At 73.2% G+C, this 25,365-nt stretch carries 20 protein-coding genes; 9 read left to right on the forward strand and 11 right to left on the reverse strand.

Annotation, left to right across the window (positions count from 1 at the left end):
* The first annotated feature begins 61 nt into the window (after window positions 1–61).
* The 4 genes from CNQ36_RS02155 to CNQ36_RS02170 all read left to right on the forward strand — a co-directional run bounded on the left by CNQ36_RS02155 (window position 62) and on the right by CNQ36_RS02170 (window position 6,388).
* On the forward strand, window positions 62–1,399 hold the full coding sequence (locus CNQ36_RS02155) for an ABC transporter substrate-binding protein (RefSeq protein ID WP_121544699.1): 1,338 nt from the start codon (window positions 62–64) through the stop codon (window positions 1,397–1,399).
* Window positions 1,400–1,472: 73 nt separating this feature from the next.
* Window positions 1,473–3,515 carry a beta-galactosidase gene (locus CNQ36_RS02160; RefSeq protein WP_121544700.1) on the forward strand — a complete coding sequence of 681 codons (2,043 nt, stop codon included), beginning with the start codon at window positions 1,473–1,475 and terminating at the stop codon, window positions 3,513–3,515.
* A gap of 122 nt (window positions 3,516–3,637) precedes the next feature.
* Window positions 3,638–5,677: an RICIN domain-containing protein gene (locus tag CNQ36_RS02165; RefSeq protein WP_121544701.1), complete on the forward strand. Its 2,040-nt coding sequence runs from the start codon at window positions 3,638–3,640 to the stop codon at window positions 5,675–5,677.
* 117 nt (window positions 5,678–5,794) lie between these two features.
* Window positions 5,795–6,388 (forward strand): sugar O-acetyltransferase, encoded by a 594-nt coding sequence (locus CNQ36_RS02170; protein ID WP_121548332.1) that lies wholly within the window; start codon window positions 5,795–5,797, stop codon window positions 6,386–6,388.
* A 17-nt stretch (window positions 6,389–6,405) separates the two neighbouring features.
* Here CNQ36_RS02170 and CNQ36_RS02175 read toward each other — a convergent pair whose 3' ends face one another.
* The 3 genes from CNQ36_RS02175 to CNQ36_RS02185 form a co-directional block, all read right to left on the reverse strand.
* Entirely contained in the window at window positions 6,406–7,692 is a 1,287-nt protein-coding gene (locus CNQ36_RS02175) for a vWA domain-containing protein (protein WP_121544702.1), read from the reverse strand.
* A complete protein-coding gene (locus CNQ36_RS02180; RefSeq protein ID WP_121544703.1) occupies window positions 7,689–8,912 on the reverse strand; it encodes an AAA family ATPase in 1,224 nt (407 codons plus the stop codon). The genes CNQ36_RS02175 and CNQ36_RS02180 overlap by 4 nt, the downstream gene beginning before the upstream one ends.
* Window positions 8,913–9,023: 111 nt before the next feature.
* On the reverse strand, window positions 9,024–10,391 hold the full coding sequence (locus CNQ36_RS02185) for a hypothetical protein (RefSeq protein WP_121544704.1): 1,368 nt from the start codon (window positions 10,389–10,391) through the stop codon (window positions 9,024–9,026).
* A 242-nt stretch (window positions 10,392–10,633) separates the two neighbouring features.
* Here CNQ36_RS02185 and CNQ36_RS02190 point away from each other — a divergent pair, with 242 nt between their 5' ends.
* Entirely contained in the window at window positions 10,634–11,086 is a 453-nt protein-coding gene (locus tag CNQ36_RS02190; RefSeq protein WP_121544705.1) for a phospholipase, read from the forward strand.
* 74 nt (window positions 11,087–11,160) lie between these two features.
* Here CNQ36_RS02190 and CNQ36_RS02195 read toward each other — a convergent pair whose 3' ends face one another.
* The 5 genes from CNQ36_RS02195 to CNQ36_RS02215 all read right to left on the reverse strand — a co-directional run bounded on the left by CNQ36_RS02195 (window position 11,161) and on the right by CNQ36_RS02215 (window position 16,867).
* The gene (locus CNQ36_RS02195) at window positions 11,161–13,227 is read right to left on the reverse strand and encodes an iron ABC transporter permease (protein WP_121544706.1); all 2,067 of its coding nucleotides are present in this window, start codon (window positions 13,225–13,227) and stop codon (window positions 11,161–11,163) included.
* Between the two features lie 4 nt (window positions 13,228–13,231).
* Window positions 13,232–14,209, reverse strand: coding sequence for an ABC transporter substrate-binding protein (locus CNQ36_RS02200; protein WP_121544707.1), 978 nt, complete (start codon window positions 14,207–14,209; stop codon window positions 13,232–13,234).
* On the reverse strand, window positions 14,206–15,060 hold the full coding sequence (locus tag CNQ36_RS02205; protein ID WP_121544708.1) for an ABC transporter ATP-binding protein: 855 nt from the start codon (window positions 15,058–15,060) through the stop codon (window positions 14,206–14,208). The genes CNQ36_RS02200 and CNQ36_RS02205 overlap by 4 nt, the downstream gene beginning before the upstream one ends.
* Before the next feature lie 80 nt (window positions 15,061–15,140).
* Window positions 15,141–16,319 (reverse strand): spore photoproduct lyase family protein, encoded by a 1,179-nt coding sequence (locus CNQ36_RS02210; RefSeq protein WP_121544709.1) that lies wholly within the window; start codon window positions 16,317–16,319, stop codon window positions 15,141–15,143.
* A 323-nt stretch (window positions 16,320–16,642) separates the two neighbouring features.
* A complete protein-coding gene (locus CNQ36_RS02215; protein ID WP_004935889.1) occupies window positions 16,643–16,867 on the reverse strand; it encodes a hypothetical protein in 225 nt (74 codons plus the stop codon).
* Window positions 16,868–17,043: 176 nt separating this feature from the next.
* On the opposite strand from CNQ36_RS02215, the gene CNQ36_RS02220 reads away from it, so the two are divergent.
* Window positions 17,044–17,517, forward strand: a complete 474-nt coding sequence (locus CNQ36_RS02220) for a carboxymuconolactone decarboxylase family protein (RefSeq protein WP_121544710.1) — start codon at window positions 17,044–17,046, stop codon at window positions 17,515–17,517.
* A gap of 42 nt (window positions 17,518–17,559) precedes the next feature.
* On the opposite strand, the gene msrA is transcribed toward CNQ36_RS02220, so the two are convergent.
* Window positions 17,560–18,072: a peptide-methionine (S)-S-oxide reductase MsrA gene (gene msrA, locus CNQ36_RS02225; RefSeq protein ID WP_004935880.1), complete on the reverse strand. Its 513-nt coding sequence runs from the start codon at window positions 18,070–18,072 to the stop codon at window positions 17,560–17,562.
* A 118-nt stretch (window positions 18,073–18,190) separates the two neighbouring features.
* Between msrA and CNQ36_RS02230 the strand changes: the two genes are divergently transcribed.
* Complete coding sequence (locus CNQ36_RS02230) at window positions 18,191–19,129, forward strand: phosphotransferase family protein (protein WP_121544711.1); 939 nt, start codon at window positions 18,191–18,193, stop codon at window positions 19,127–19,129.
* Window positions 19,130–19,210: 81 nt separating this feature from the next.
* A complete protein-coding gene (locus CNQ36_RS02235; RefSeq protein WP_121544712.1) occupies window positions 19,211–21,895 on the forward strand; it encodes a SpoIIE family protein phosphatase in 2,685 nt (894 codons plus the stop codon).
* Window positions 21,896–21,925: 30 nt separating this feature from the next.
* On the opposite strand, the gene CNQ36_RS02240 is transcribed toward CNQ36_RS02235, so the two are convergent.
* Window positions 21,926–22,369, reverse strand: a complete 444-nt coding sequence (locus tag CNQ36_RS02240) for an ATP-binding protein (RefSeq protein WP_004935873.1) — start codon at window positions 22,367–22,369, stop codon at window positions 21,926–21,928.
* Between the two features lie 322 nt (window positions 22,370–22,691).
* Between CNQ36_RS02240 and htpG the strand changes: the two genes are divergently transcribed.
* Entirely contained in the window at window positions 22,692–24,590 is a 1,899-nt protein-coding gene (htpG, locus tag CNQ36_RS02245) for a molecular chaperone HtpG (RefSeq protein ID WP_121544713.1), read from the forward strand.
* Window positions 24,591–24,607: 17 nt separating this feature from the next.
* On the opposite strand, the gene CNQ36_RS02250 is transcribed toward htpG, so the two are convergent.
* A complete protein-coding gene (locus CNQ36_RS02250) occupies window positions 24,608–25,138 on the reverse strand; it encodes a DUF2269 domain-containing protein (RefSeq protein ID WP_121548333.1) in 531 nt (176 codons plus the stop codon).
* Between the last annotated feature and the right edge of the window lie 227 nt (window positions 25,139–25,365).

Genomic DNA, 25,365 nt, shown 5'->3' on the forward strand with positions numbered 1-25,365 from the left:
GCCCCGCACCCCGTACCACCACCTCATCCCGTCCCGCCCACGAAGAAGTGGAAGCACCCTCATGCGCAGAAACACCGGCCGCCTGCTGCGCGGCATCGCCCTGCTGTCCGCCGTGGCCCTGGGCGCCACCGCCTGCGGCGGCTCCGACGACGACTCCACCGACAAGGCGGTCTCCGCCTCGGACGTCGAGGCGGCCCTGAAGAAGGGCGGCACGGTGACGGTGTGGTCCTGGGAGCCCACGCTGAAGACGGTCGCCGCCGACTTCGAGAAGAAGTACCCGAAGGTCAAGATCAACCTCGTCAGCGAGCGGTCGGGCGACAAGCACTACACCGCGCTGTCGAACGCGATATCGGCCGAGAAGGGCGTCCCGGACGTCGCGCAGATCGAGTACTTCGCGGTGAACCAGTACGCGCTCGGCAAGGGCCTCACCGACCTGGCCCCCTTCGGCGCCGACAAGCTGGCCTCCCGGTACACGCCCGGTCCGTGGAACGCCGTGAGCGAGGACAAGGCGGTCTACGGCCTGCCGATGGACTCCGGCCCGATGGCGATGTTCTACAACAAGAAGGTCTTCGACAAGTACGAGATCGCCGTCCCGACCACCTGGGACGAGTACGTCGACGCGGCGCGCAAGCTGCACAAGGCCGACCCCAAGGTCTTCATCGCCAACGACGCGGGCGACGCCGGTTTCACCACCAGCCTGCTGTGGCAGGCCGGTTCGCGCCCGTACAAGGTCGACGGCACCAATGTGAAGATCGACTTCAGTGACGCGAACGCCAAGAAGTACACGGACACCTGGCAGAAGCTCATCGACGAGAAGCTCCTCGCCCCGGTCAACGGCTGGACCGACGAGTGGTACAAGGGCCTGGGCGACGGAACCATCGCCACCCTGACCACCGGTGCCTGGATGCCCGCCAACTTCGTCAGCGGCGTGCCGAACGCGGCCGGCGACTGGCGGGCGGCCCCGATGCCGGCCTGGACCAAGGGCGACAAGGCCAGCGCGGAGAACGGCGGCAGCTCGCTGACCCTGCCCTCGCTCGGCAGGAACAAGGAACTCGCCTACGCCTTCGTGGAGTACGCGAACTCCGGTGACGGCGTCGGGACCCGCGTCGAGCAGGGCGCCTTCCCCGCCACCAAGGCGGAACTGCAGTCCGCCGACTTCCAGAGCACCAAGTTCGACTACCTCGGCGGCCAGGAGGCCAACAAGATCTTCGCCGAGTCCGCCGCGAACGTCGCCAGCGACTGGTCGTACCTGCCCTTCCAGCAGTACGCCCACTCGATCTTCAACGACACGGTCGGCAAGGCCTACGTCTCGGGCACCAAGCTCGCGGACGGTCTGAAGGCCTGGCAGGACGCCTCGGTGAAGTACGCCGAGGAGCAGGGCTTCACCGTCGAGAAGTAGGACGGCACCAGACGCAGGGCGGCGCGGACGGACTCCGCGCCGCCCCCGTGCACCACACCTCGGAAGGACCGCCATGATCTCCACCCTCCTGTCCCGCGCCGGCGGGGCGGACGGTGATCCCGCCCCCCGTCTCGTCTACGGCGCCGACTACAACCCCGAGCAGTGGCCCCGCGCCGTGTGGGAGGAGGACGTCCGGCTGATGAGGGAGGCCGGCGTCAACCTCGTGTCCGTGGGGATCTTCTCCTGGGCCCGGCTGCAGCCGGCCGAGGACACCTGGGACTTCGCCTGGCTCGACGAGGTGATGGACCTGCTGCACGAGGGCGGCGTCGGCGTCGACCTCGCCACCGCCACCGCCTCCCCGCCGCCCTGGCTCACCACCGCCCACCCGGAGATCCTCCCGGTCACGGCCACCGGGGAGACGCTGTGGCCGGGGGCGCGCCAGCACTGGCGGCCCACCTCGCCCGTCTTCCGGCGGTACGCGCTGCGCCTGGTCCGGGCACTCGCCACCCGCTACGCCGGCCACCCCGCGCTCGTCGCCTGGCACGTCAACAACGAGCTGGGCTGCCACAACGTGTACGACTACTCCGACGACGCGGCCCGTGCCTTCCGGGACTGGCTGCGCGCCCGCTACTCCACGGTGGACGCCCTCAACAGCGCCTGGGGCACGGCCTTCTGGTCGCAGCGGTACACCGACTGGGAGCAGATCCTGCCGCCGCGGCTGGCCGCCTCCCATCCCAACCCCACCCAGCAGCTGGACTTCAAGCGGTTCTCCTCGGACGCGCTCAAGGACCATCTGCGCGCGGAGCGGGAGGTCCTGCGGGAACTCACCCCGGACATCCCGGTCACCACCAACTTCATGGTGATGGGCGGCACCAGGGGCATGAACTACCCGGACTGGGCCGACGAGATCGACTTCGTCTCCAACGACCACTACGTCCACCCCGGCCCGCAGGACCGCGACGAGCTGTCCTTCTCCGCCAACCTCACCAGCGGCATCTCCGGCGGGCGGCCCTGGTTCCTGATGGAGCACTCCACCAGCGCCGTCAACTGGCAGCCCGTCAACGTGGCCAAGCGCCCCGGCGACCTGGTCCGCGACTCGCTGCTGCACGTCGCCCACGGCGCCGACGCCGTGTGCTTCTTCCAGTGGCGGCAGTCGGCGGCGGGCGCCGAGAAGTACCACTCGGCGATGGTGCCGCACGCCGGTGCGGACAGTGAGCTGTTCCGCGCCGTGGCAGGCCTCGGCGCCACCCTGGAGAGCCTCGCCCCGCTCGCCGGGTCCGAGCGGGAGCCCGCCCGGGTCGGCATCCTCTACGACTGGGAGTCGTGGTGGGCGAGCGAGCAGGACTCCCACCCCACCTCGCTGCTCGACTACCGGCAGGAGGCGCTCGACTGGTACTCGGCGCTGCTCGCCCTCGGCATCCGCGCCGACCTCGTCACCACCCGGGCCGACCTGCACCGCCACCAGGTGCTGATCGCCCCCGTCCTGCACGTCGTCCCCGCCGACCTGGCCAAGACGCTCACCCGGTACGCCGAACAGGGCGGCCATCTGATCACCACGTACTTCTCCGGTGTCGTCGACGAGCACGACCACGTGTGGCTCGGCGGCTATCCGGGAGCCCTGCGGGACCTGCTCGGCATCCACATCGAGGAGTTCGGCCCGCTGCTCCCCGGCGACAGCGTGGAGCTCGACGACGCCACGACCGGCACCCTGTGGACCGACCGGATCACGGTGACCGACTCCGGGACGGAGGTGCTGGCCCGCTACCGCACCGGCGAACAGTCCGGCAGGCCCGCCGTCACCCGGCGGCCGGCGGGCGGCGGCTCCGCCGCGTACGTCTCCACCCGGCTCGGGGTGGAGGGGCTCACCTCGCTGCTGCCGCGGCTGCTGGAGCCGGCCGGGGTGGAGAGCGAACTGCCCGCCGAGGCGCGGGGTTCGGTCGAGCCGGTCGTCCGCCGGGGCGCCGGGGGCCGGTTCCTGTTCCTGGTGAACCGGACCGACGACACCGTGCAGGTGCCCGGCCTCGGCGGTGACGTGCTCGTCGGCGCCACCGGCGCGGACGGCACCCTCACGCTCGGGCCCCGGGCCGTCGCCGTACTGCGGCAGCCCGTCGCCTGACACCTCCACAGGCGCCCGGAACGTCACGCACCCGTTCCGGGGGCCGTCCCCTCCCGCCGGCCGCCACCGCGGCGGGAGGGGCCACCGAAGCGCGACCACACCTCACCGTTGGGAGCACACCGATGGCACGCCGCACCCGCAACAGACGGTTGCTCACGGCCGCCGGGCTCACCGCAGCCCTGGCCACCGGAGCCGCCCTCGTTCCCGGACCGACCTCCGCCGCAGAGACGGCGGACACCCCCTCCGTCACCGTCCGGCCCGACCCCTCCTACCAGCAGGAGGAGTTCGAGGGCTGGGGCACCAGCCTGGTCTGGTTCGCCAACGCCACCGGCGACTATCCGCCGGAGATCCGGGAGAGGCTCGCCCGGCTCCTGTTCGGCGACGACGGTCTCGCCCTCAACATCGCCCGATACAACGTCGGCGGCGGCAACGCCCCCGACGTCAAGGACTACCTGCGCGCCGGCGGCGCCGTGGAGGGCTGGTGGAAGGCGCCCGCGGGCACCACCCGCGAGGACACCGGCTGGTGGGACGCCGAGAACCCCGCCCACTGGAACGAGAACGCCGACGCCACCCAGCGCTGGTGGGTGGACCGCATCAAGAAGGACATCACCCACTGGGAGACCTTCAGCAACTCCCCGCCCTGGTTCATGACGGTCAGCGGCTATGTGTCCGGCGGCTTCGACGCCACCGCCGATCAGCTGAGGACCGAGTCGGTCGACGACTTCGCCGCCTACCTGGCCGGCGCCACCAAGCGGCTGGAGAAGGCACACGGCATAAAGGTAGACACCGTCGATCCCTTCAACGAGCCGAACACCGACTACTGGAGCACCCGGCTGGGCGCGGACGGCGAACCCGTCGGCGGACGTCAGGAGGGCGCGCACATCGGCCCCCAGCTCCAGCAGAAGGTGCTGCACGCGCTCGCCCCGGCGCTGAAGAAGGCGAGGACCGGGGCGGAGATCTCCGCCATGGACGAGACCAACCCGTCCCTCTTCGCGCAGAACTGGAACACCTACACGCCCGAGGCACGTGCCCTGGTCGGCCAGATGAACGTCCACACCTACGGCACCGGCCGGCGCACCACCGTCCGTGACATCGCCAAGGCCGAGGACAAGCGGCTGTGGATGAGCGAGGTCGAGGGCGACTGGGGCGACGGTCAGAGCTTCACGGACATGCGCCCGGGGCTCGGCCTGGCCCAGCGCATCGTCGACGACCTGCGTGAACTGGAGCCGCGCGCCTGGGTGTTCTGGCAGCCCGTCGAGGACCACGACAACATGAAGCCCGGCGGGGAGTCCGCCAAGGGCGGCAACTGGGGCGAGATCCAGCTCCCCTTCGGCTGCACCTCCGGGGACACCCTCGAGACCTGCCCGATACACACCAACACCAAGTTCGACACCGCCCGCAACTTCACCCACTTCATCAAGCCGGGCGACCGGCTGATCAAGGTGGACGACACCTCCAGCGCGGCGGCGGTGACGAAGAACGGCAAGGGCGCCTCGCTCGTGCACGTCAACGGCACCACGGCGGCGCGCGCCGTCACCCTCGACCTCTCCAAGTTCCGCACCGTCGGCCGCGACGCGACCGTCACGCCGGTCGTGACCAGCGCCGACGGCAAGCTGGAGCGGCACGCGCCGATCGGGGTCACCGACCGGAAGGCCACCTTCACCGTGCCCGCCCAGTCGGTGACGTCCTTCGTCGTCAGCGGTGTCTCCGGTGTCGCGAAGGACGCCCCGCTGCTGCGCAAGGGCCACACCTACACCCTGACCGGGGTGCAGAGCGGCAAGGCGGTCACCGTCCCGTCCGGCGGCTCGAACCTCGTCATCGCGTCGGGCGACGGCTCGGCCTCCCAGCAGTGGCGGCTGAGCGCGGTGCGCCCCGGCGACGGCGTGCGCGAGCGCTACGAGTTCACCAGCCCGGCGGACGGCAGGCGGCTGGCCGTACGGGACGACGTGCCGGTGGCCGAGCCCGGCACCGGCAGGCGCGACCCGGCCGCCGAGTGGATCATGTCCACCACGGGCGACGGCACCTGGACCCTGGTCAACGCGGCCACCGGACGGCTCCTCGAAGTCGGCGGACAGGCCACGCACGAAGGCGCCGCGGTCACCACCTGGCAGCCCAACTCCGGTTCCAACCAGCGCTGGACGATCACGGACGTCACGCCCTGACCGGTCCGTCCCGCCCGGCCGCACCACCGCCCGGTGGTGCGGCCGGGCCGCTTCCACGACACCCAGGGAGAACCAGTGGCACACGACGACGACGCCGAGCGCGAGGTGCGCCGCCGCATGGCCGCCCACGAGCTGTACACCGACGCCGTACCCGGCCTCGAACGGCTCGAGGAGGAACGGCTGCGCGGCAAGGAACTCGCCGCCGAGTACAACGCCACCGGCCCGCGCGACCAGGAGACCCGCCGCGCCCTGCTGGTCCGGCTCCTCGGCTCGGTCGGCCGAGGTGTGTGGATCGAGCCGCCACTGCACGTCGCCTATGGCACGAACACGCACCTCGGCGACGACGTGTACGTCAACTTCGGCCTCACCCTGGTCGACGACGTCGAGGTCTTCGTCGGCGACCGCGTGATGTTCGCACCGCATGTCACGATCACCAGCACCGGACATCCCGTCCACCCCGAACTGCGGCGGGACGGCAGCCAGTTCTCCGCGCCGGTGCGCATCGGGGACGACGTGTGGATCGGGGCCGGCGCGGTGCTCCTGCCCGGGGTGACCGTCGGGCGGGGCTCGGTCGTCGGCGCGGGCAGTGTGGTGACCGCCGATGTGCCGCCGATGACCGTGGTCGCCGGGACCCCGGCCCGCGTGCTGCGTCCGATCACCGACGCGGACCGGGAGTGGAGCTACCGGCCGCCGGGCACCGCGCGCGGCTGACCGGGGCGCGGCGCCGTTCACCGGGCTCCGGGTTCGGCGCCGATGGTCACCACGCGGGCCCAGTCGGGCGGTGTGTCCGGTACGTAGTCGGGGTCGTCCTCGTCCCAGGACGCCCCCACCCGGGGGAACAGGCCCACCACCGTCCGGCAGGACGGCCGGGAGTCCGGCCAGGGCGTCTGTCCGTCGGTGAGGACCACGACGACGTCCGGCCGGGGCCGGGACCCGAGGGCCTTGGCGAAGCCGCTGCGCAGATCGGTGCCGCCGCCGCCCGTCAGGGGGATGCCCTCGCCGCGGCACAGCCGGTGCACCCGGCCGGCCGCCGCGTCGCAGGACACCACGGACACCATGTCGCGGCGGCCGCCCACGGCCCGGGAGATCGCTGTGACCTCCAGCAGCGCGCTGCCCAGTTCGGCGTCGCTGACCGAGCCCGAGGTGTCGATGACGACCGACACCCTGGGCGGCGTACGCCGCAGGCTCGGCAGGACCGCGCCGGGCACCCCGGCCGAGCGCCGGGCCGGCCGTCCGTAGGTGTAGTCGTCGCCCGCGCCCGAGCCGGAGACCGCCGTGCGCAGTGCCGCGCCCAGCAACTCCCGCCAGGGCTGCGGCGGATGGAACGCCTCCTCCGCCCAGCGCCGCCAGCCCTGCGGCGCGTCGCCCGGCCGGGCTCTGATGCCCTGCGCCACACGGAACCGTACGGCGTCACGCTCCTGTTCGCTGAGCCCGTGCGCGCCGTCCGGGCCCAGGTCCCAGTCCCGTTCGAGTCCGTCGGCACCGCTGCCGCAGTCCAGCCAGACCATGCCCCGGGTGTAGGGGCCGAGCGTGAACTGGCGCAGATAGTCCTCCATCAGCTCCCCGGCGGTGAGCCCCAGGGTGCTCGGCAGCACCACGTCGCCGGGGCGGGCCAGCCCGTCGCCGTAGATGTCGTCGTTGATCTCGCAGTCGGCGGCGATGTTCATCCGCAGCCGCTCCCCCGCGCCGTGCAGTCCGCGTTCGCGGGCGACGCGGTCGCCGCGTCCGTGGTGGTCGCGCAGCAGATGCGACACCTCGTGCACCCAGACGCCGGCCAGTTCCTCCTCCGGTGTGGCGGCCACGAACGCCGGTGAGACATAGCAGCGCCAGTGCCGGTCGACGGCCATCGTGGGGACGCGCCGGGACTCGACGGGGTGCAGTGCGAACAGGGCGGTGGCGAGGTAGGGGCGGGCGCGGGCGGCCTGCAGCCGGGCGGTGAGCAGCTTGTCGAGGTCGAGGGCGGGGGCGGGGGCGGGGGCGGGGGCGGCCGGTGTCTCCGGCGGGTGCGTGGTCATCGGCCGGCCGTGACGCGGGCGGCGGCGTGGTCCGCGCGCCGCGAGAGGGCCACGGCGGAGGTGAGTCGTTCGATGGTCGGCGGTACGTCCCACTCCTCGCGGCGCAGCGTGGCGAGGGTGGTGGCGGGGACGACGACCAGGTCGGGCGCGCCGGTGTCGGCGGCGTGGGCGAGGAGGGCCCAGGCGGCGTCCCAGCGGGACCGCTCGGGGCGGGCGCGCACGGCGGCCACCACCGCGTCGAGCACGGCCTGGCGCAGATCGCCCCGCTGGGGCAGTTCGGCGCCGGCCGGGTCGGCGAGCAGCAGTTCGGGGTCGGGGAGGTCCAGCCGGTCGAGGCTGGCCAACAGTTCCAGGCCGGGCCCGTCGCCGACGGTGCCGCGGACCAGCAGGGAGAGGACGTCGCGGTCGGAGCCGGCGGCGGTCGCGAAGGCGATCAGGGTCAGGGTCATGTCCCAGCTGCGCGGGGAGGGCCAGGGGCCGCCCCGACGGGTCTCGCTGCTGGGCAGCCGGTGCACGAGCGGGGGCCGTGCGGTGAGGAAGGCGCACACCGCACGGCGGGCGAACTCCACGGCCGCGGTGAGCCGGTCGGGGTCGAGGCGGGGCAGGGTGGCGCGGGGCCAGGTCCCGCCGAGGCCGCGGACGACGACCTCGGGGTCGTGGGTCCAGCTCAGGTGCACGAACCGGTTGGCCAGCGGCGGGCTGAGCTCCCAGCCGTCGGCCGCCGAGGCGCGCGGGTTGGCGGCGGCGACGATCCGTACGCCGGGCGGCAGCCGGAGGGCGCCGATCCGGCGTTCCAGCACCAGTCGCAGCAGGGCGGCCTGGACGGCGGGCGGCGCGGTGGACAGTTCGTCGAGGAAGAGCAGGCCCCGGCCGGCCCTCACCAGGCGTACGGCCCAGTCCGGCGGGGCCATGGGGACGCCCTGTTCGGCGGGGTCGTCGCCGACGACGGGCAGCCCGGAGAAGTCGGACGGCTCGTGGACGCTGGCGATCACGGTGGTCAGGGGGAGGTCCAGGGAGGCGGCCAGCTGGTTCAGGGCGGCGGTCTTGCCGATCCCCGGCTCGCCCCACAGCAGGACGGGCAGGTCGGCGGCGACGGCCAGGGTGAGTGCCTCCAGCTGGACGTCGGGGCGGGGTTCGGTGGAGGTGTCGCGCAGGAGGGTGAGCAGGTCACCGGCGACGTCGAGTCGGGAGGGAGGGGTGGCGAGGGCGTGCGAAGACATGGGTGATCACCTGTGGGTGTGCGGGACGTGGGCCCCGGCGGGTTCGGTCGACGGGGACGGGTGTCCCCGTGGGGTCGGTCGAGCGTGGCGGGGACATGGGTCCCCGTGGGGTCAGTCGACGGTGGCGTGGCGGGGGTGGGCGCGGCGGTCGTCGGGGCGGGGGCGGGCCGGGTAGAGCCACGCCGGTGCGGGGCCGCTGAGGCCCGACCGGTAGAGCCCGTAGGTGATCCGCCGGTGTGCGGCCGCCTCGAGTTCGTCCCGCAGCGGCCCGCCGCGCAGGCGCGCGTTCGGGCCGAGCAGGTTCTCGACGACGGCGAGCGCCCCGGCGATGTCGCCGTGGTCGAGGCGTTCACGTACGCCCGTGAGGCAGTCCGGCCGCCGGTGGGCGCGGTCGATGACCCGCAGACAGGGCAGCGGCGTGCCGGTCAGTGCGGCCAGCAGCTCCTCCCGCCTGATCTCGTCCGGGGAGTGGTCCAGGGGGACCAGGACGCCGTGGACCAGCCCGATCCGGTGGCGTGCGCCACGGCATTCCACGATGTGGGGCTGCCCGGTCCGCTCCGCTGCCGGGGGCGGGCCGGTCGCCGCACGGTCCGGTGCCAGGGCGGCCGCCACCAGCGGATGCAGCCGCTCGGCCTCGATCGCTCCGGTGCGGAGCAGGTCGAGGTCGGGCAGGACATGGGTGGCCGCCTCGGGGAGGACGGGCAGGGGCGGGGCGGACGCGGCGGGGCCGGTCGGCGTGATCCGCGGCCCCTCGTCACCGCCGTCGTCGGCGACGGTCAGGAGCAGCCGGTGTGCGGCGTCGATCCGGACGGTGACGGTGCCGGCCGTACGCCCCGCGTCGTGGAGGACGATCCGGGCCTCGTCGGCCCAGCGGTCCACCGCGCAGTGGTGTCCGGGCGGGAGGAGTTCCGGTCCGGGCGGCTCGGGTCCGGTCGTCGGCCGGCCCACGCCGGTGCGGGCCCTTAGTTCGCCGGTTCTGCGGGCGTCCCACAGATGGCGGTGCAGGTCCAGGCGGAACCGGGGAGCGGGACGCGGATGCGGATGGTGCCGGGCGGCCGCGCCGAGCCGGCCGGTGTCCCACAGGGCGAGGCTGATCCGCTGGCCGCCGTCCGCCCACGCGGGTGGCGTCCGGACCACGAGGTGCACCGGATCCTCGTGCCCGTAGCGGGCCAGGGCGACGGTGAGCCCGGGGCGCAGCAGTCCGTCGGGAGCGACTCTCGGCATGTGCCAGCGCAGCAGATCGGGCGCCAAGTGCCGTAGATCCGACCTGACTCGGGCCGCGAGGTCACGTCCGTGGGTGCGGGCCAGGGTGCGCAGTCGGAGGTCGACGTCGATACCCGCTGCGGCGCAGGCGCCGGCCCAGTCGCCGGTCCCCCGGCGGGCGGTCGCGGTCTCGATCATGGAGGGCGGCACGGCGTACTCGCGTACGCGCCGCCAGAGGGAAAGGCGGGGATTCCCGTTCGCGGTGTGTGGGTGCATCAGCACTCACCTTGCGCGGACGGGACCCCCGATCTGAGGACGGAGTGAGTGGTCATCGCGGCGAGGTTAGCCCGCCGCTCCACGGCCTGTCAGGTGCTTTACCGCTCACCGGTCGAGAAAGGGGTCGCTACGAAGAGTTCACGGCTCGTTGGCCACGCGTGGTGTGAAAGGCCGGCCCGCATGGGCATCTTGTCATGAACCTGCGGTCCGATGGCCGGGCCGCGGACCCATGGAGGTCACAGATGCACCGCAGACTCGCCACCGCGCTCGCCGCCCCGGCCGTGGCACTGGCCAGTGTCGTCGCCACGGCCACGACCGCCGGCGCCGTGCCCGCCGACAAGCCCCAGGTCCTCTCGAGCTGGACCCAGACCAGCGCGTCGAGTTACAACGCCTGGAACACGGCCCGCGCCAACAAGTCCGCCTGGTCCGCCTACCAGTTCGACTGGTCCACCGACTACTGCTCCTCCTCCCCGGACAACCCCTTCGGCTTCCCGTTCTCGGGCGCCTGCGCCCGCCATGACTTCGGCTACCGCAACTACAAGGCCGCGGGCTCCTTCAGCGCCAACAAGTCACGGCTAGACAGCGCCTTCTACGAAGACCTCAAGCGCGTCTGCAACGGTTACGGCGGCGCCACGAAGACCACCTGCAACAGCACCGCGTGGACGTACTACCAGGCCGTCAAGGCCTTCGGCTGAGCCTGCCGCAGACCGCGCCGCCGCCGGGCCCGAGGGGGCCTGGCGGCGGCGCCCGGCGGTGCGTCCCCGCGGGGCTACCGGCGGCTGCGCACCAGCACGTACAGGAAGTACGGCGTGCCGATCACGGCCGTCATCAGACCGGCGCCCAACTGGGCAGGCGCGATCACGGTGCGGCCCAGCAGGTCGGCCGCGCACACCAGTACGGCCCCCAGGAGCAGCGCGACCGGGAGGACACGGGTGTGCCGGCGCCCCACGAGCGCGCGTGCCGCGTGCGGGGCGACCAGGCCGACGAAGCCGACGGTGCCGGCGGCGGCGACGGCGGAGGCGCTGAGCAGCACGCCCAGCACCAGGAACCCCAGCCTCCCGCGTGCCGGGTCGAGTCCGAGGAGCCGGGGGGTGTCCTCGTCGAGGGAGACCAGGTCGAGTTCCCTGTGCCGCACCCCGGCCGCGGCGACGCCGACGGCGAGGACGACGGCGAGGGGGAGGACGTCGGGCATGGTCCGGCCGTAGGTGGAACCCGACAGCCAGGTGAGGGCCTTGGTGGCGTTGAACGGGTCGGTGAGCACGATCAGCAGGCTGATCAGCGCCGTCGTACCGGCCGCGACGCCGACGCCGACGAGCACCAGCCGGTTCTGCTGGTAGCCGCCGCGCGCGGCGAGGCCGAACACCACCACCGCGGTGACCGCCGACCCCGCGAAGGCCGCCCCGGCGACGCCCCAGGCACCGGCGACGGGGACCGTCGTCACGAGGATCACGGCGCCGAGCGCGCCGCCGCCGGAGACGCCCAGGACGGCTGGTTCCGCCAGCGGGTTGCGGGTGACGGCCTGCACCAGGGTGCCGGCCAGCGCGAGCGCCGCCCCGGCGAGAAGCGCGGCGAACACCCGCGGCATCCGGGTGTCCAGCACGAAGGAGACCGTGCGACCGGCCCTGCCCTGCGCCCAGTTGACCACGTCGCCCAGCAGCAGTTTGCTGTCGCCCAGCAGGACGGCGGCGATCGTGACGCCGGCGAGCGCGAGCACTAGCACGACGACGGTGGTGAGGAAGACGGCGCGGCTGCGGATGCGCAGCCGGTCCGGCGCGGCGGCGCCGCCGGTGCCGCGGAGCCGGGCCGCCATCACGACCAGGAACACCGCGCCGACGAGGCTGGTGACGACGCCGGTGGGGACGGCGACCGCGGTGTCCGCGTCGACGAACGCCCGCAGCAGCACGTCCGCCCCGAGCACCAGCGCCGCACCGACGAGTCCCGCCACCGGCATCGCCGACCGCAGCCGCCGCAGCCCCCGGAACCAGCGGGCGAGCGGGCGGGCGAGAGCGGGCGCGCACAGGCCGACGAAACCGATCGGGCCGGCGAGGGTGACGGCCGCGGCGGAGAGCAGCGTCGCCAGCACGACGGCGGTGACGCGCGTGGCGCGCACCGGGACGCCGAGTCCACGGGCCGTGTCGTCGCCGAGGGCTAGGGCGTCGATCCGGCGGGCGACGAGCAGCAGGCCGACGATGCCGGCCACGGCGACGGGCAGCATCCCGAGGACGCCGTCGAAGCCGTTCTGGCCGATGCTGCCCTGGTTCCACTGGTAGAGGCCCTCGGTCTGCTGCGGGAACAGCAGGAGCAATCCCTCGGTGACGGCGGTGAGTCCGAGGGCGAGCGCGGTGCCGGCCAGCACGAGGCGCACGGTGCCCGCGCCGAGCCCCGACAGTCCGAGGACGACGGCCGCCGCCGCGAGTCCGCCGGCGAAGGCGACGCCCGAGGAGGCGAACAGCGGCAGCGACACCCCGGTGACGGCGGCGATGCCGAGGGCGAGGTAGGAGCCCGCGTTGACGGCGAGGGTGTCCGGTGAGGCGAGGACGTTGCGGCTGACGGCCTGCAGGGCGACGCCGGCCACGCCGAGCGCCGCGCCGACGAGCAGCCCGGCGGCCGCCCGGGGCAGCCGCGAGGCGACGACGACGGACGCGTCGGCCGGGTCGGCCCGTCCGGTGAGGGCCTTGAGGACCTCGGCCGGGCCGACCGCGGCGGTGCCCTGGGTGATGTCGACGACGGCGAACGCGGCGACCAGGAGCACGAGCGCGGTCGTCACCGCGGCCGCGCCCGTCCGGGACGACACCGTCGCCGGACGGGCGGTGGGAGGGGTGGCGGTGACGGCCATCGCGCTACTTCGTCAGCGACGCGACGAGGGCGGCGGCGTAACGCTCCATCGAGCCGGTGCCGCCGAACATCCAGATCCCGTCGTCCAGCCGGTGCACGTCACCGGACTTCACGAACGGCAGCGACTTCCACACGGAGTTGCCGGCGAGCTCGTTGGCGAAGGGGTCGCTGCTCTCGTCGCCGTCGTTGCCGATGTAGACGAACTGGACCTTGCCCAGGCCGGTCAGTCCCTCGACGTCGGTGGAGGCCAGGCCGTAGGCCTCGTCGCCCTTCTGCTTCCAGGCGTTCTTCAGTCCGAGCCGCTCGTTGACGGCGCCGATGAGCGAACCGGAGGTGTAGGGGCGGAGGGAGACCTGGTTGGAGGCGACGTAGCCGTCGGCGAAGGCGATCTCCGCGCCGTCCAGGCCGGCGTCCGCGAGGGCCTTCCGGCCCTCGGCGAGCGTGGTCCCGAAGTCCTTCTTCAGCGTCGCCGCGCGCTCGGTGGTGCCGGTGGCCTCGGCGATGAGGTCGACGTTCTCCAGCATCCGCCCGATGGGGTCGGCGGCGTCGGCGGACTTCACCTCCAGGACGGGGGCGATCTTGCGCAGCTGCTTCAGGGCGTTGGGCTGGAGGTCGGTGGTGGCGACGATGAGGTCGGGCTTCAGCGAGGCGATGGTGTCCATGCTGGGCTCGCCGCGGGTGCCGATGTCCTTGGGCTCGTTCTTCAGCGGCACCGCCGCGTCCCAGGTCTTGTAGCCCTTGACGTCGGCCACGCCGACGGGGTCGACGCCGAGCGAGACCAGGTGCTCGACGACGTTCCACTCGGTGCCGACGACCTTCTCGGCGGGGCCGTCGAGTTCCACCTCGGCGCCGGAGGCGTCGGTGAGGGTGATGGCCTCCGTGGACTCCTTGGCGTCGTCGGCGGCGGGTTCGGTGGTGCCGCAGGCGGCCAGCACGAGGGCGGCGGCGGTGGCCAGGGGTGCGGTGAACAGGAGGCGTCTCATGAGGTGGTGCTGAGCCTTTCGCTTCGGGTGTGGTGGCGGCCGAGCGCGCGGGTGCGCAGCCGGCCGGTGAGGGGGTCGGGGTCGACCTCGACGCGGATCCCGTAGACCTCGGTCAGGAGTTCCGGGGTGAGGACGTCCTCGGGTACGCCCTCGGCGACGACGCGTCCGCCGGCGAGGAGCACGATCCGGTCGGCGACGGCCGCCGCCTGGTCCAGGTCGTGCAGGACGACGCCGACGGCGATGCCGTGGTCGTCGGCCAGGTCGCGCATGAGGTCGAGGAGTTCGACCTGGTAGCGCAGGTCGAGGTAGGTGGTGGGTTCGTCGAGGAGGAGGACGCCGGTCTCCTGGGCGAGGCAGCCGGCCAGCCACACGCGCTGGAGCTGTCCTCCGGAGAGGTGTTCGGCCCCACGGTCGGCGAGTTCGGCGACGCCGGTCAGGGCGAGCGCGCGGTCCACCGCGGCCCGGCCGCCGGGGTCGGCGCCGCCCCAGCGGCCCCGGTGCGGGTAGCGGCCGAACTCGACGACGTCCCGCACGCTGAGGCCGCTGGGTGTGGGGCGCGCCTGCAGCAGCAGGGCGACGCGGCGGGAGAACTCCCGGGGGCCGAGCGCCAGCGCGTCCGTGCCGGCGTCGAGCGTGAGCGTGGCGCGGCGCGCGTGCTGCAGCCGGGCGACGGTGCGCAGGAGCGTCGACTTGCCGCTGCCGTTCGGGCCCACCAGGGCGGTCACTTCGCCGGGCCGCAGGGTCAGCGCCGCGTCGTGCACGACGTCCGCGCCGTCGTACGCCACGGTCACGTCGGTGGCCGTCAGTTCGTGGCCACGGGGGTGCCGTGCCGCGTCTTCACCAGGAATCACGAGGCAAGGTTAGCCTACCCTTAATTCATGTTGTCCAGGGGTTACCTGCGGAAATGCGGGAAGGCGTTCCGGCCGGTCCCTCAGAACGCGTACCGGATGCCGAGCCACGGCGCGTGGCGGGCGACCAGGTCGCGGAGCTCCGACAGCGCCCGGCGCTTGGTGCCGGCGCGGTAGCGGAGGTTGAGCGCGCCGTTCTGGGAGCGCTTGGTCTCCTGCTCGGCGGGCCGCCACAGCGCGTCCTCGCCGCGCGGATGCCAGCGGAGGTTGACCTCGTGCAGGTCCGCGTTGTGGGTGAGCATGATGACCTCGGCCAGCGCCTGCCGCTGGACGCGCCGCGGCAGCACGTCGTCCATGTGCCGCAGCAGTTCGGCCCACGCGTCCTGCCAGCCGGGGCGGATGACGACGGGTGAGAGGTTGAAGTGCACCTCGTAGCCGGCGTCGAGGAAGTCCGCGGCGGCGGCGATCCGCCGGTCGACCGGGCTGGTGCGCAGGTCCAGCAGGCGCGAGTCCTCGGCCGGCATCACCGAGAACCGCACGCGGGTACGGCCGCGCGGGTCGAGGTCCAGCAGATCGGGGTTGACGAACTTGGTCGCGAAGGACGCCTTCGCGGTGGGCCAGTCGCGGAAGGCGCGGACCAGGTCGGCGGTGTTGTCGCAGACGAGGGCGTCCACGGAGCAGTCGCCGTTCTCCCCGATGTCGTACACCCAGGCCTCGGGGTCGCACTGGTTGGGCTCCGTCTTGGGGCCCTGGGCGGCGACATGGCGTCCGAGGTGGGCGATGATCCGGTCGATGTTGGTGAAGAGGGTGATCGGGTTGGCGAAGCCCTTGCGGCGGGGCACGTAGCAGTACACGCAGGACAGGGCGCAGCCGTTGGACGGGCCGGGGGCGATCCAGTCGGCGGAGCGGCCGTTGGGGCGGGTGGTGAGGGTCTTCTTCACGCCCAGCACCAGCGTCTCCCGCTTGATCCGCATCCAGCGGTCGGCGCTGCCCTCGTTGCCGTGCAGCTCGGGGATGCGCCAGTGGGAGTCCACCTCGATCAGCCGGGCCCCGGGGAACCGGGCGAGGATCTGCTGTCCGCGGGGCGAGGCGGCGGCGGCCGGTTCGGCGTGGATCTCCCGGATCGCGAGCAGCCGGCGTGCCTGCGCGGAGTCCCGGAAGGCCGAAGTTCCGGCCGGTTCGGCCCCGGCCGCCCGCGGCAGCTCGTCGAGCCCGAAGAGCGGATCCTGGGGGCCGTGGTCGGAGGAGGACCGGTGGCGCATGTGCTGGTCGCCTTCTCGGGCACGGAGACGGTACGGAACGCCCGCCCCGGCCGGATTCCCCCGAACCCGGCCGGCCACGGCCGTCCTCGCCACTGTACGGCGGCCGGGGGTGCCGGCGGCGAGACGCGGCCGGGCGGCCCGCTCCGCGCCCCCGTTGGCTCGCCGCCGCGGCGGCCGGGCGGCACCTCCAGGTGATCTCGCTCGGCGGCAAGGGGCAGTACCGCCATGTCATCAACGACACGGGTGCGCCCACGTCGGGGACGAACACCGTCCCGTCCAAGGTGACGCGCTTCCCCTGAGCGTGACGGGGCCCCGCGCCGGTCTCAGAACAACTGCCCCTGCTCGGCGGGGGCGGTCCGGCGCGGGGCGCCGCGGGAGGCCGGGCGCCGCGCGGGGGCCTCCTCGCCGAACAGCGGCTCCGTGCCGTACTCGTCCGGCTCGGCCGGCACCACCACGGGGCCGGTTCCCACGTTGAGGCAGAGCGGGGCGTCGCGGTCGAAGTCGCCGGGCGTCATGTCCGCCCAGTCGCGTTCCCGACGCTCACTCACCTGCGCTCCGCTCCCCGTCCATCCGGCCAGGTTATCGGTCGTCAGGCACCCCGGGAACGTCACGCCGCACAGGGCCGCGAAGGAGGGAGACGTAGGTCACACCCGTGTTCCGGTCACACTCGGCGGGGCCCGTCCGTCAGTGCTGCGACACCGTAGGAACCGACCAGGGAGACCCCATGGAAGCGCGACTCGACTTCTTCGCCAACCCCCTCGCGGCCAAGGTGCTGAGGCACATCAACTCGGCGGGCAGGGCGGTCACGGACTCCGGACTGCCGCACGCGACGCAGGAGCTGGTGAAGATCCGCGCCAGCCAGATCAACGGCTGCGGCTTCTGCACCGACATGCACACCAAGGACGCCGCCGCGGCCGGGGAGACCGCGGTGCGGCTCCATCTGGTCGCCGCCTGGCGGGAGGCCACGGTCTTCACGGAGGCGGAGCGCGCCGCGCTGGAGCTGACGGAGCAGGGCACCCGGATCGCCGACGCGGCGGGCGGCGTGGGCGACGAGGCGTGGGCCGACGCCGCCAAGCACTACGACGAGGACCAGCTGGCCGCACTGATCTCGCTGATCGCCGTCATCAACGCCTACAACCGCATCAATGTGATCAACCGGCAGCCGGCCGGCGGCTACCGGCCCGGCCAGTTCGGCTGACCTCCGGCCCGGCCGCCCCGCCCGGGGCGGCCGGGAACCGGATCAGGCCTGCGCGCGCTTCGGCAGGCGCCAGCCGGGGCGCACGAAGTGGCAGGTGTAGCCGTCCGGGTAGCGCTGGAGGTAGTCCTGGTGCTCCGGCTCGGCCTCCCAGAACGGGCCGGCCGGCGACACCTCGGTCACCACGGCGCCCGGCCACAGCCCCGAGGCGTCGACATCGGCGATCGTCTCCTCGGCGACGCGCTTCTGCTCGTCGTCGGCGTAGAAGATCGCGGAGCGGTAGCTCGTCCCGATGTCGTTGCCCTGCCGGTTCTTCGTGGTCGGGTCGTGGATCTGGAAGAAGTACTCCAGGATCGTGCGGTAGTCGGTGACGGCGGGATCGTAGGTGATCTCGATCGACTCGGCGTGGGTGCCGTGGTTGCGGTAGGTCGCGTCCGGCACGTCGCCGCCGCTGTAGCCGACCCGCGTGCGCACCACGCCCGGGAACGTGCGGATCAGTTCCTCCATGCCCCAGAAGCAGCCGCCCGCCAGCAGCGCCCTCTCCTCGTTCCTGGTCATCTCGTCTCGCCCTTCTCCCGGATGTCCTGCGGCGTCCACCACTGAGAACCGCGCCGGGAACACCATTGTTCCGGCCGGGCCCGCCCGGCCGGACGGCGGGCCGGATAGTCTCCCCCGCATGCTGACGGACACCACGCGGGTCTGGGTACAGAAGGCGCTCACCGCGGGAGAGCGCGTCGAGGACGTGGTGCGGCTGCGCGGCGGCTGGACCTCTCAGATGCGCCGGCTTGACATCGCCGGGCCCGCGGGACGGCGGTCCCTGGTACTGCGGTCGTTCGTCAAGCCCTTCTTCGTACGGCACGCGGAGGGGCTGCTGAACCGTGAGGCGGACGTCCTGACGCTGCTGGCGGACACCGCGGTGCCCGCCGCCGAACTCGTCGCCGTGGACGCGACGGCCCGGCACTGCGACCACCCCTCCCTGCTGATGTCCCTGCTTCCCGGGACGGTACGGATGGACGACGAGGGCGCGGACGAGCGGGCCGGGCTGCTCGCCGGCCAGCTGGCCGGCGTCCACCGGGTACCGGTGACCGGCGCGGCCAGGCCCCGGCGCTACCAGGCGTGGACCTCTGCCGAGCGGGTCACCCCGCCCGTGGACACCCGGCGGCCGGAGCTGTGGCGGCACGCCGTCGACGTCATCCGCCGCGACCCGCCGGAGTACCGGGGTGTCTTCCTGCACCGGGACTTCCACCCCGGAAACGTGCTCTTCTCGGACGAGGCCGGCGAGAGCCCGCGGATCAGCGGGGTCGTCGACTGGGTGGAGACGTCCTGGGGGCCTGCCGACCTGGACGTGGCGCACTGTTCGACGGCCCTCGCCCTGCTGCACGGCGTCCCCGCGGGCATGCGCTTCGCCGACCGGTACACCGCCGCGGGAGGAACCCTGGCCGAGGACGGCCGCGCCCACCTCCACTGGCGGCTGCTGGACGCCCTGGCCTTCGCCCCCGACGCGGAGAAGGTCGCCGTGCCCTGGCGGGAGCTGGGGCGCACCGATCTGACGGCCGGGGTCCTGGCGGACCGGCTGGAGACCTACGTGGCGGCGCTCCTCGAGCGTTACGGCTGACGGCCGGCCCGCGCCGCCGCGACGGCACCGGCTCCGCCGAAGCGTTCGCGCCCTCCCGCAAGGCGGTGCTAGAAAAGGGACATGGCCGGATTCTTCGGCCGCATCCGCACGGCGGTGACCGCGCGTCCCCTGGCCCAGCAGGTCTTCGCCCTGCAAGTGGTGATCGTGCTCCTCCTCGCCCTCGCCGCGGCGGCGGCCCTCCTCCTGCAGGCGCGCGCCGACACGGACCGTGAGGCCCGCAACCGGGTCCTCGCCGTGGCGCGGACCTTCGCCCAGGCGCCGGGCGTGCGGACGGCGCTGTCCGCCGAGGACCCCAGTGCCGTGCTGCAGCCCCGGACCGAGGCCGCGCGCAAGGCGTCCCACGTGGACTTCATCGTGGTGATGACCCCGGAGGGCATCCGCTACACCCACCCCGATCCGGCCCAGATCGGCCGGCGCTACATCGGCAGCATCGGGCCCGCGGCGCGGGGCGGCACGGTCCGGGAGACCGTGACGGGCACGCTCGGGCCGTCCACACGGGCCGTGGTGCCGGTCACCGCCCCCGACGGCGCCGTGGTCGGACTGGTCTCCGCCGGCATCACCGTCCAGCGCGTGAACGACACCGCCCACGGCCAGGTGCCGCTCCTGCTCAGCGCGACGGGCGTCGCCCTCGGTCTGTCCGTGCTGGGCACGGGCCTGGTCAGCAGGCGATTGCGACTGCAGACCCACGGACTGGAACCGGCCGAGATGACCCGGATGTACGAGCATCACGACGCCGTGCTGCACGCGGTGCGCGAGGGGGTACTGATCGTCGACGGTGACGGACGGCTGGTCCTGGCCAACGACGAGGCGCGCCGGCTGCTCGACCTCCCCGCGGACGTGGAGGGCCGCACGGCGGCCACGGCCGGCGTCGACCCCGAGCTGGCCCGGCTGCTCACCGAGGGCCGCAGCGCCACCGACGAGGTCCACGTCGCGCGGGGCAGGCTGCTGGCCGTGAGCCAGCGTCCGACCGGCCGGGAGGGCGGGCCGTCCGGGACCGTGGCGACCCTGCGGGACACCACCGAGCTCCAGGCGCTGGAGGGCCGGGCAGTGGTGGCGCGGCAGCGCCTGCGGCTGCTCTACGACGCCGGCCTGCGCATCGGCAACCGCCTCGATGTCGTGTACACCTGTCAGGAGCTGGCGGACTTCGCCGTGCCGCGGTTCGCCGACTTCGTCGCCGTCGAACTGTCGGAGCCCGTGCTGCGGGGCGAGGAGCCCGCACGGGCGGACACCTCGCTGCGCCGGGTCGCCTTCCGGGGCGTCCGCGACGACGTGCCGTTCTTCCCGCTCGGCCGGCTGATCCACTTCACCCCCGCCACGCCCCAGGCCGCCGGTTTCCGCTCCGGCAGGTCGGTCCTGGAACCGGACATGACGCGCTTCGCCGGATGGCACGAGCCGGACCCCGAGCGCGCCCACAAGCTCGTCGAGGCCGGTGTCCACTCGATGATCGCGGTGCCGCTGCGCGCCCGCGGCGTCGTCCTGGGAGTGGTCACGTTCTGGCGCTCGCGCAGGCCCGAGCCGTTCGAGACGGACGACGTGGCGCTGGGCGAGGAACTGGTGGCCCGCGCCGCGGTCAGCATCGACAACGCCCGCCGCTACACGCGTGAGCACGCCATGGCGGACACCCTGCAGCGCAGTCTGCTGCCCAGCGCGCTGCCGGAGCAGAACGCCCTCGATGTCGCGCACCGCTATCTGCCCGCGCAGAAGGGGCACGGCGGGGTCGGCGGCGACTGGTTCGATGTCATCCCGCTCCCGGGCGCCCGGGTGGCCCTGGTGGTGGGTGACGTGGTCGGTCACGGGCTGCACGCCGCCGCCACCATGGGACGGCTGCGCACGGCGGTGCACAACTTCTCCACCCTCGACCTGCCGCCCGACGAACTGCTGGGGCACATGGACGAACTGGTCACCCGGATCGACCTGGCCGAGAACGCGGAGGGCGAGGCCGCGCCGGTCACCGGGGCGACCTGCCTGTACGTCATCTACGATCCGTCGACCCGCTGGTGCACGTTGGCCCGCGCCGGGCACCTCCCGCCCGCCGTCGTCGGTCCGGACGGACGGGCCGGCTTCATCGACGTGCCCGCGGGCCCGCCCCTCGGGCTCGGCGGCATGCCGTTCGAGACGGCCACACTGCGGCTGGAGCCGGGCAGCAGCCTGGCGCTGTACACCGACGGGCTGGTGGAGGACCGGCGCCGCGACATCGACGACGGCCTGGAGCTCCTGCGGCAGGCCCTGGTGGACGCCGGTGATCCGGAGGAGACGTGCGGCAGGGTGCTGCGGGCGCTGCTGCCCGAACGTCCCCGGGACGACGTCGCGCTGCTGATCGCCCGTACCCGCGCCCTGGGCGGCGGGCGCACCGCCGCGTGGGACGTGCCCCCGGATCCGTCCGCGGTGGGCACGGTGCGCTCGGCCGTCACCCGGACGATGGCCGAGTGGGGCCTGGAGGAGGAGTCCTTCGTCACGGAGCTGATCGTCAGCGAGCTGGTCACCAACGCCATCCGGCACGCCTCGCCGCCCGTGCGCGTGCGGCTCATCCGCGACCGCGCATTGATCTGCGAGGTGTCCGACGGCAGCAGCACCTCCCCGCATCTGCGCCGCGCGACGACCACCGACGAGGGCGGGCGCGGACTGTTCCTGGTGGCCCGGTTCGCCGACCGCTGGGGCACGCGGTACACGGCGGACGGCAAGGTCATCTGGACGGAGCAGCCGCTCCCGGCGGCGGACCGGGCGGCCGGGGACGGCACCGGGTGATCCGGGGACCTCGGGCCGGGCCCCCCGGGCTCAGGCGAGCAGGGAGATACGGGCCGTGATGCTCTTGCCGGCCGGCTCCTGCCGGACGTCCAGGGCCAGGGCGACGGCCATCACGATCTCCAGGCCGTGCTGGCCGACCCGGCCGGGGTCGGCGGCCCGGGCGGTCGGCGGCGACGGGTTGCCGTCCCGTACCACCACTTCGACGGCGTCGCCGGTGACCCGGAGGTCCAGTCCGACGGGGCCCGGCGCGTACTTCCGGGCGTTGGTGACCAGCTCGCTGACCACGAGCTGGGTGACCTCCACCGCGCGGGTCGACACGGCCAGGCCGTCCTCGGCCCGCACCCGGGTCAGGAACGCGGCGGCGAGATGTCGCGCCTGCGCTATCCAGGAGCCGTCGTCCTGCAGCGCGTAGGACGCCCGCAGCCGCGGCGCGCCCGGCACCGTGTCCCCCTCGTCGACTGGAACTGGTTCCATCCGGTCCTGCCTTCACTCACCCGATCACACCGCGCGACTACCCGCATCGCTCCCCCGCACGCCATTGAAGTGTGACAGGTGACTCCGACAACGGGAGCCGGTGGTCCGCGGGAAGCGAGGGAAGCCGGGGACCCGCCCTGCTCGGAGGGGTGGCGGAGGCCCCGGGGAGACGACGGACACGCCCCCGGTGGGAGCCGCTCGGGGCGTGTGGCGCGATCCCGTCCGGACGCGGCGGCGAACCCGGCCGGCCCGCCCCGCGCATTTACTAGAGTGAGCGCGCCAGTATCCGGCGATCACTGGATCAGTGAGGGAATCGCGAATCATGCCGACCGAAACGTTTGAGTTCCAGGTAGAGGCCCGTCAGCTCCTCCAGCTGATGATCCACTCGGTCTACTCGGACAAGGACGTCTTCCTCCGTGAACTCGTCTCCAACGCCTCCGACGCGCTCGACAAGCTGCGTCTGGCCAAGCTGAGGGACGACTCGCTCGACGCCGACGTCTCGGACCTGCACATCGAGCTCGAGATCGACAAGGACGCCCGCACCCTCACCGTGCGGGACAACGGCGTCGGCATGTCGTACGACGAGGTCGGGCAGCTCATCGGGACGATCGCCCACTCGGGCACCGCCGAGTTCCTGCGGGAACTGCGGGAGGCGCAGGACGGGGCCGGGGCGGAGGGGCTGATCGGCCAGTTCGGCGTCGGCTTCTACTCGGGGTTCATGGTCGCGGACGAGGTCACCCTGCTCACCCGGCGCGCGGGCGAGCGGCAGGGCACCCGCTGGACGTCGCGCGGCGAGGGCACCTACACGCTGGAGACGGCCGACGACGCGCCGCAGGGCACCTCGGTCACCCTGCACCTCAAGCCGGCCGACCCCGACAACCGGCTGAACGACTACACCTCGGTGTGGACGGTCAAGGAGATCGTCAAGCGCTACTCGGACTTCATCACCTGGCCGATCAGGCTCGTCGGGGAGACCGGCGACGGTGACGGGGCGGCCGGGCCCGAGACGCTCAACTCGATGAAGGCCCTGTGGGCGCGCTCCCGGGACGAGGTGTCCGAGGAGGAGTACCACGAGCTGTACAAGCACATCGGTCACGACTGGCGCGAACCGCTGGAGACGATCCAGCTGAACGCCGAGGGCACCTTCGAGTACCAGGCCCTGCTGTTCGTGCCGTCGCACGCCCCGCACGACCTGTTCAACCAGAACTTCAAGCGCGGGGTGCAGCTCTATGTGAAGCGCGTCTTCATCATGGACGACTGCGAGGCGCTGCTGCCGCCGTACCTGCGTTTCGTGAAGGGCGTCGTCGACGCCCAGGACCTGTCGCTGAACGTGTCCCGCGAGATCCTCCAGCAGGACCGGCACATCGCGATGATGCAGCGGCGGCTCACCAAGAAGACGCTGTCCTCGCTCAAGGCGATGAGGGCGAACGACGCCGAGCGTTACGCCACGTTCTGGCGGGAGTTCGGCGCCGTCCTGAAGGAGGGGCTGATCACCGACCCCGACAACCGTGACGCCCTCCTCGCGGTGGCGTCGTTCACGACCACGCACGAGGACGGCGCGACGGTCACGCTGGGGCAGTACCTGGAGCGGATGCCGGAGGGGCAGGACGCCATCTGGTTCGTGACCGGCGAGTCCCGGGAGAGCATCGACAACTCCCCGCACATGGAGGCGTTCCGTGAGCGCGGCATCGAGGTGCTGCTGCTCACCGACCCCGTCGACGAGGTGTGGGTCGACGCCGTGGGCGAGTACGAGGGCAAGCCGCTGCGGTCGATCGCCAAGGGCGAGATCGACCTCGGCGCCCGGGAGGAGGACCGGAGCGAGGGCGAACGGGAGCAGCAGGCCGAGGAGTACGCGGGTCTGCTCGGCTGGATGCGGGAGCGGCTGGACGAGGAGGTCAAGGAGGTGCGGCTGTCGACGCGGCTCACCGTCTCCCCTGCCTGTCTCGTCGCCGACGCGAACGATCTCACCCCGGCGCTGGAGAACATGTACCGGGCCATGGGCCAGGAGGTACCGCGTGCCAGGCGCATCCTCGAACTCAACCCGGACCACGCGCTGGTGAAGGGCCTGAACGAGGCGTACGGGGAGCGCGAGGACCGCTCGGAGCTCACCGACACCGCCGAACTCCTGTACTCGCTCGCCGTGTTGGCGGAGGGCGGCCGGCCGAAGGACCCGGCTCGCTTCGTCCGGCTGATGGCGGACCGGCTGGAGCGCACCCTGTGACGTGACGGCGCCCGCGCTCAGCGCCGCGCCGGTGCGGCGGTCCGCGGCCTCCGGGCTTCCGCCCGGAGCCGCCGGCCGCGGCGGGTGGGACCCCACGGCTTGAGCACCGAGAGCACCGTCATGAACACATAGGCCGCCAGGGAGACGAGGGGTCCCATCAGGACGTCTCCGCCGTCGGGCAGCGGATGCCCGGCGGCCGCGGCGGCGGCTGCCGCGTCCACGCCGGGCCGCAGCGCGAAGGCGGTGGCGGTGGTCGTGGCCAGGGTCAGCCAGAACTTGGTCCACACCCAGCGGTGCCTGGCCAGTCCCCACGGCGTGCCCAGGGACAGCACGAGTCCGCCGGCGAGCGTCAGGAACGCGACCGGCAGCAGGAGCCAGTCCGCGAAGAGCTTCATGGCCCGGACGGACGCTCCCGCCATCGCCGGGGACCCGGTGGTGTTCGCGGTGATGCCGAGCGCGAGCAGCCCGGCGGTGAGTCCGAGCCAGCAGGCGGAGGCGAGGACGTGGACGACGAGGTGGGCCCGGCGTGCGGGGCGGCTGAGTCTCACCCGCCCCACGGTGCCGGGCCCGGCCGGTGCGGTCATCCCACGGCGGGAGTAACCCCGCGTACCGACACGGGCGTACGCCGGACGGGGTCATCGCCCGCGCGGCCCGCCCCCCGTCAGGGTGCGCCGGGCCGCGTCTGCCAGCAGGGGGTCCCCCCCGCACATGTGCGCCCGGCACATCTCCCCGTAGCGCCGAGCGCCGCCCGCCGCGGCAAGTCCTCCGCACCGCG

Origin of the sequence: Streptomyces fungicidicus (assembly GCF_003665435.1) — a bacterium.
Lineage (GTDB): Bacteria > Actinomycetota > Actinomycetes > Streptomycetales > Streptomycetaceae > Streptomyces > Streptomyces fungicidicus.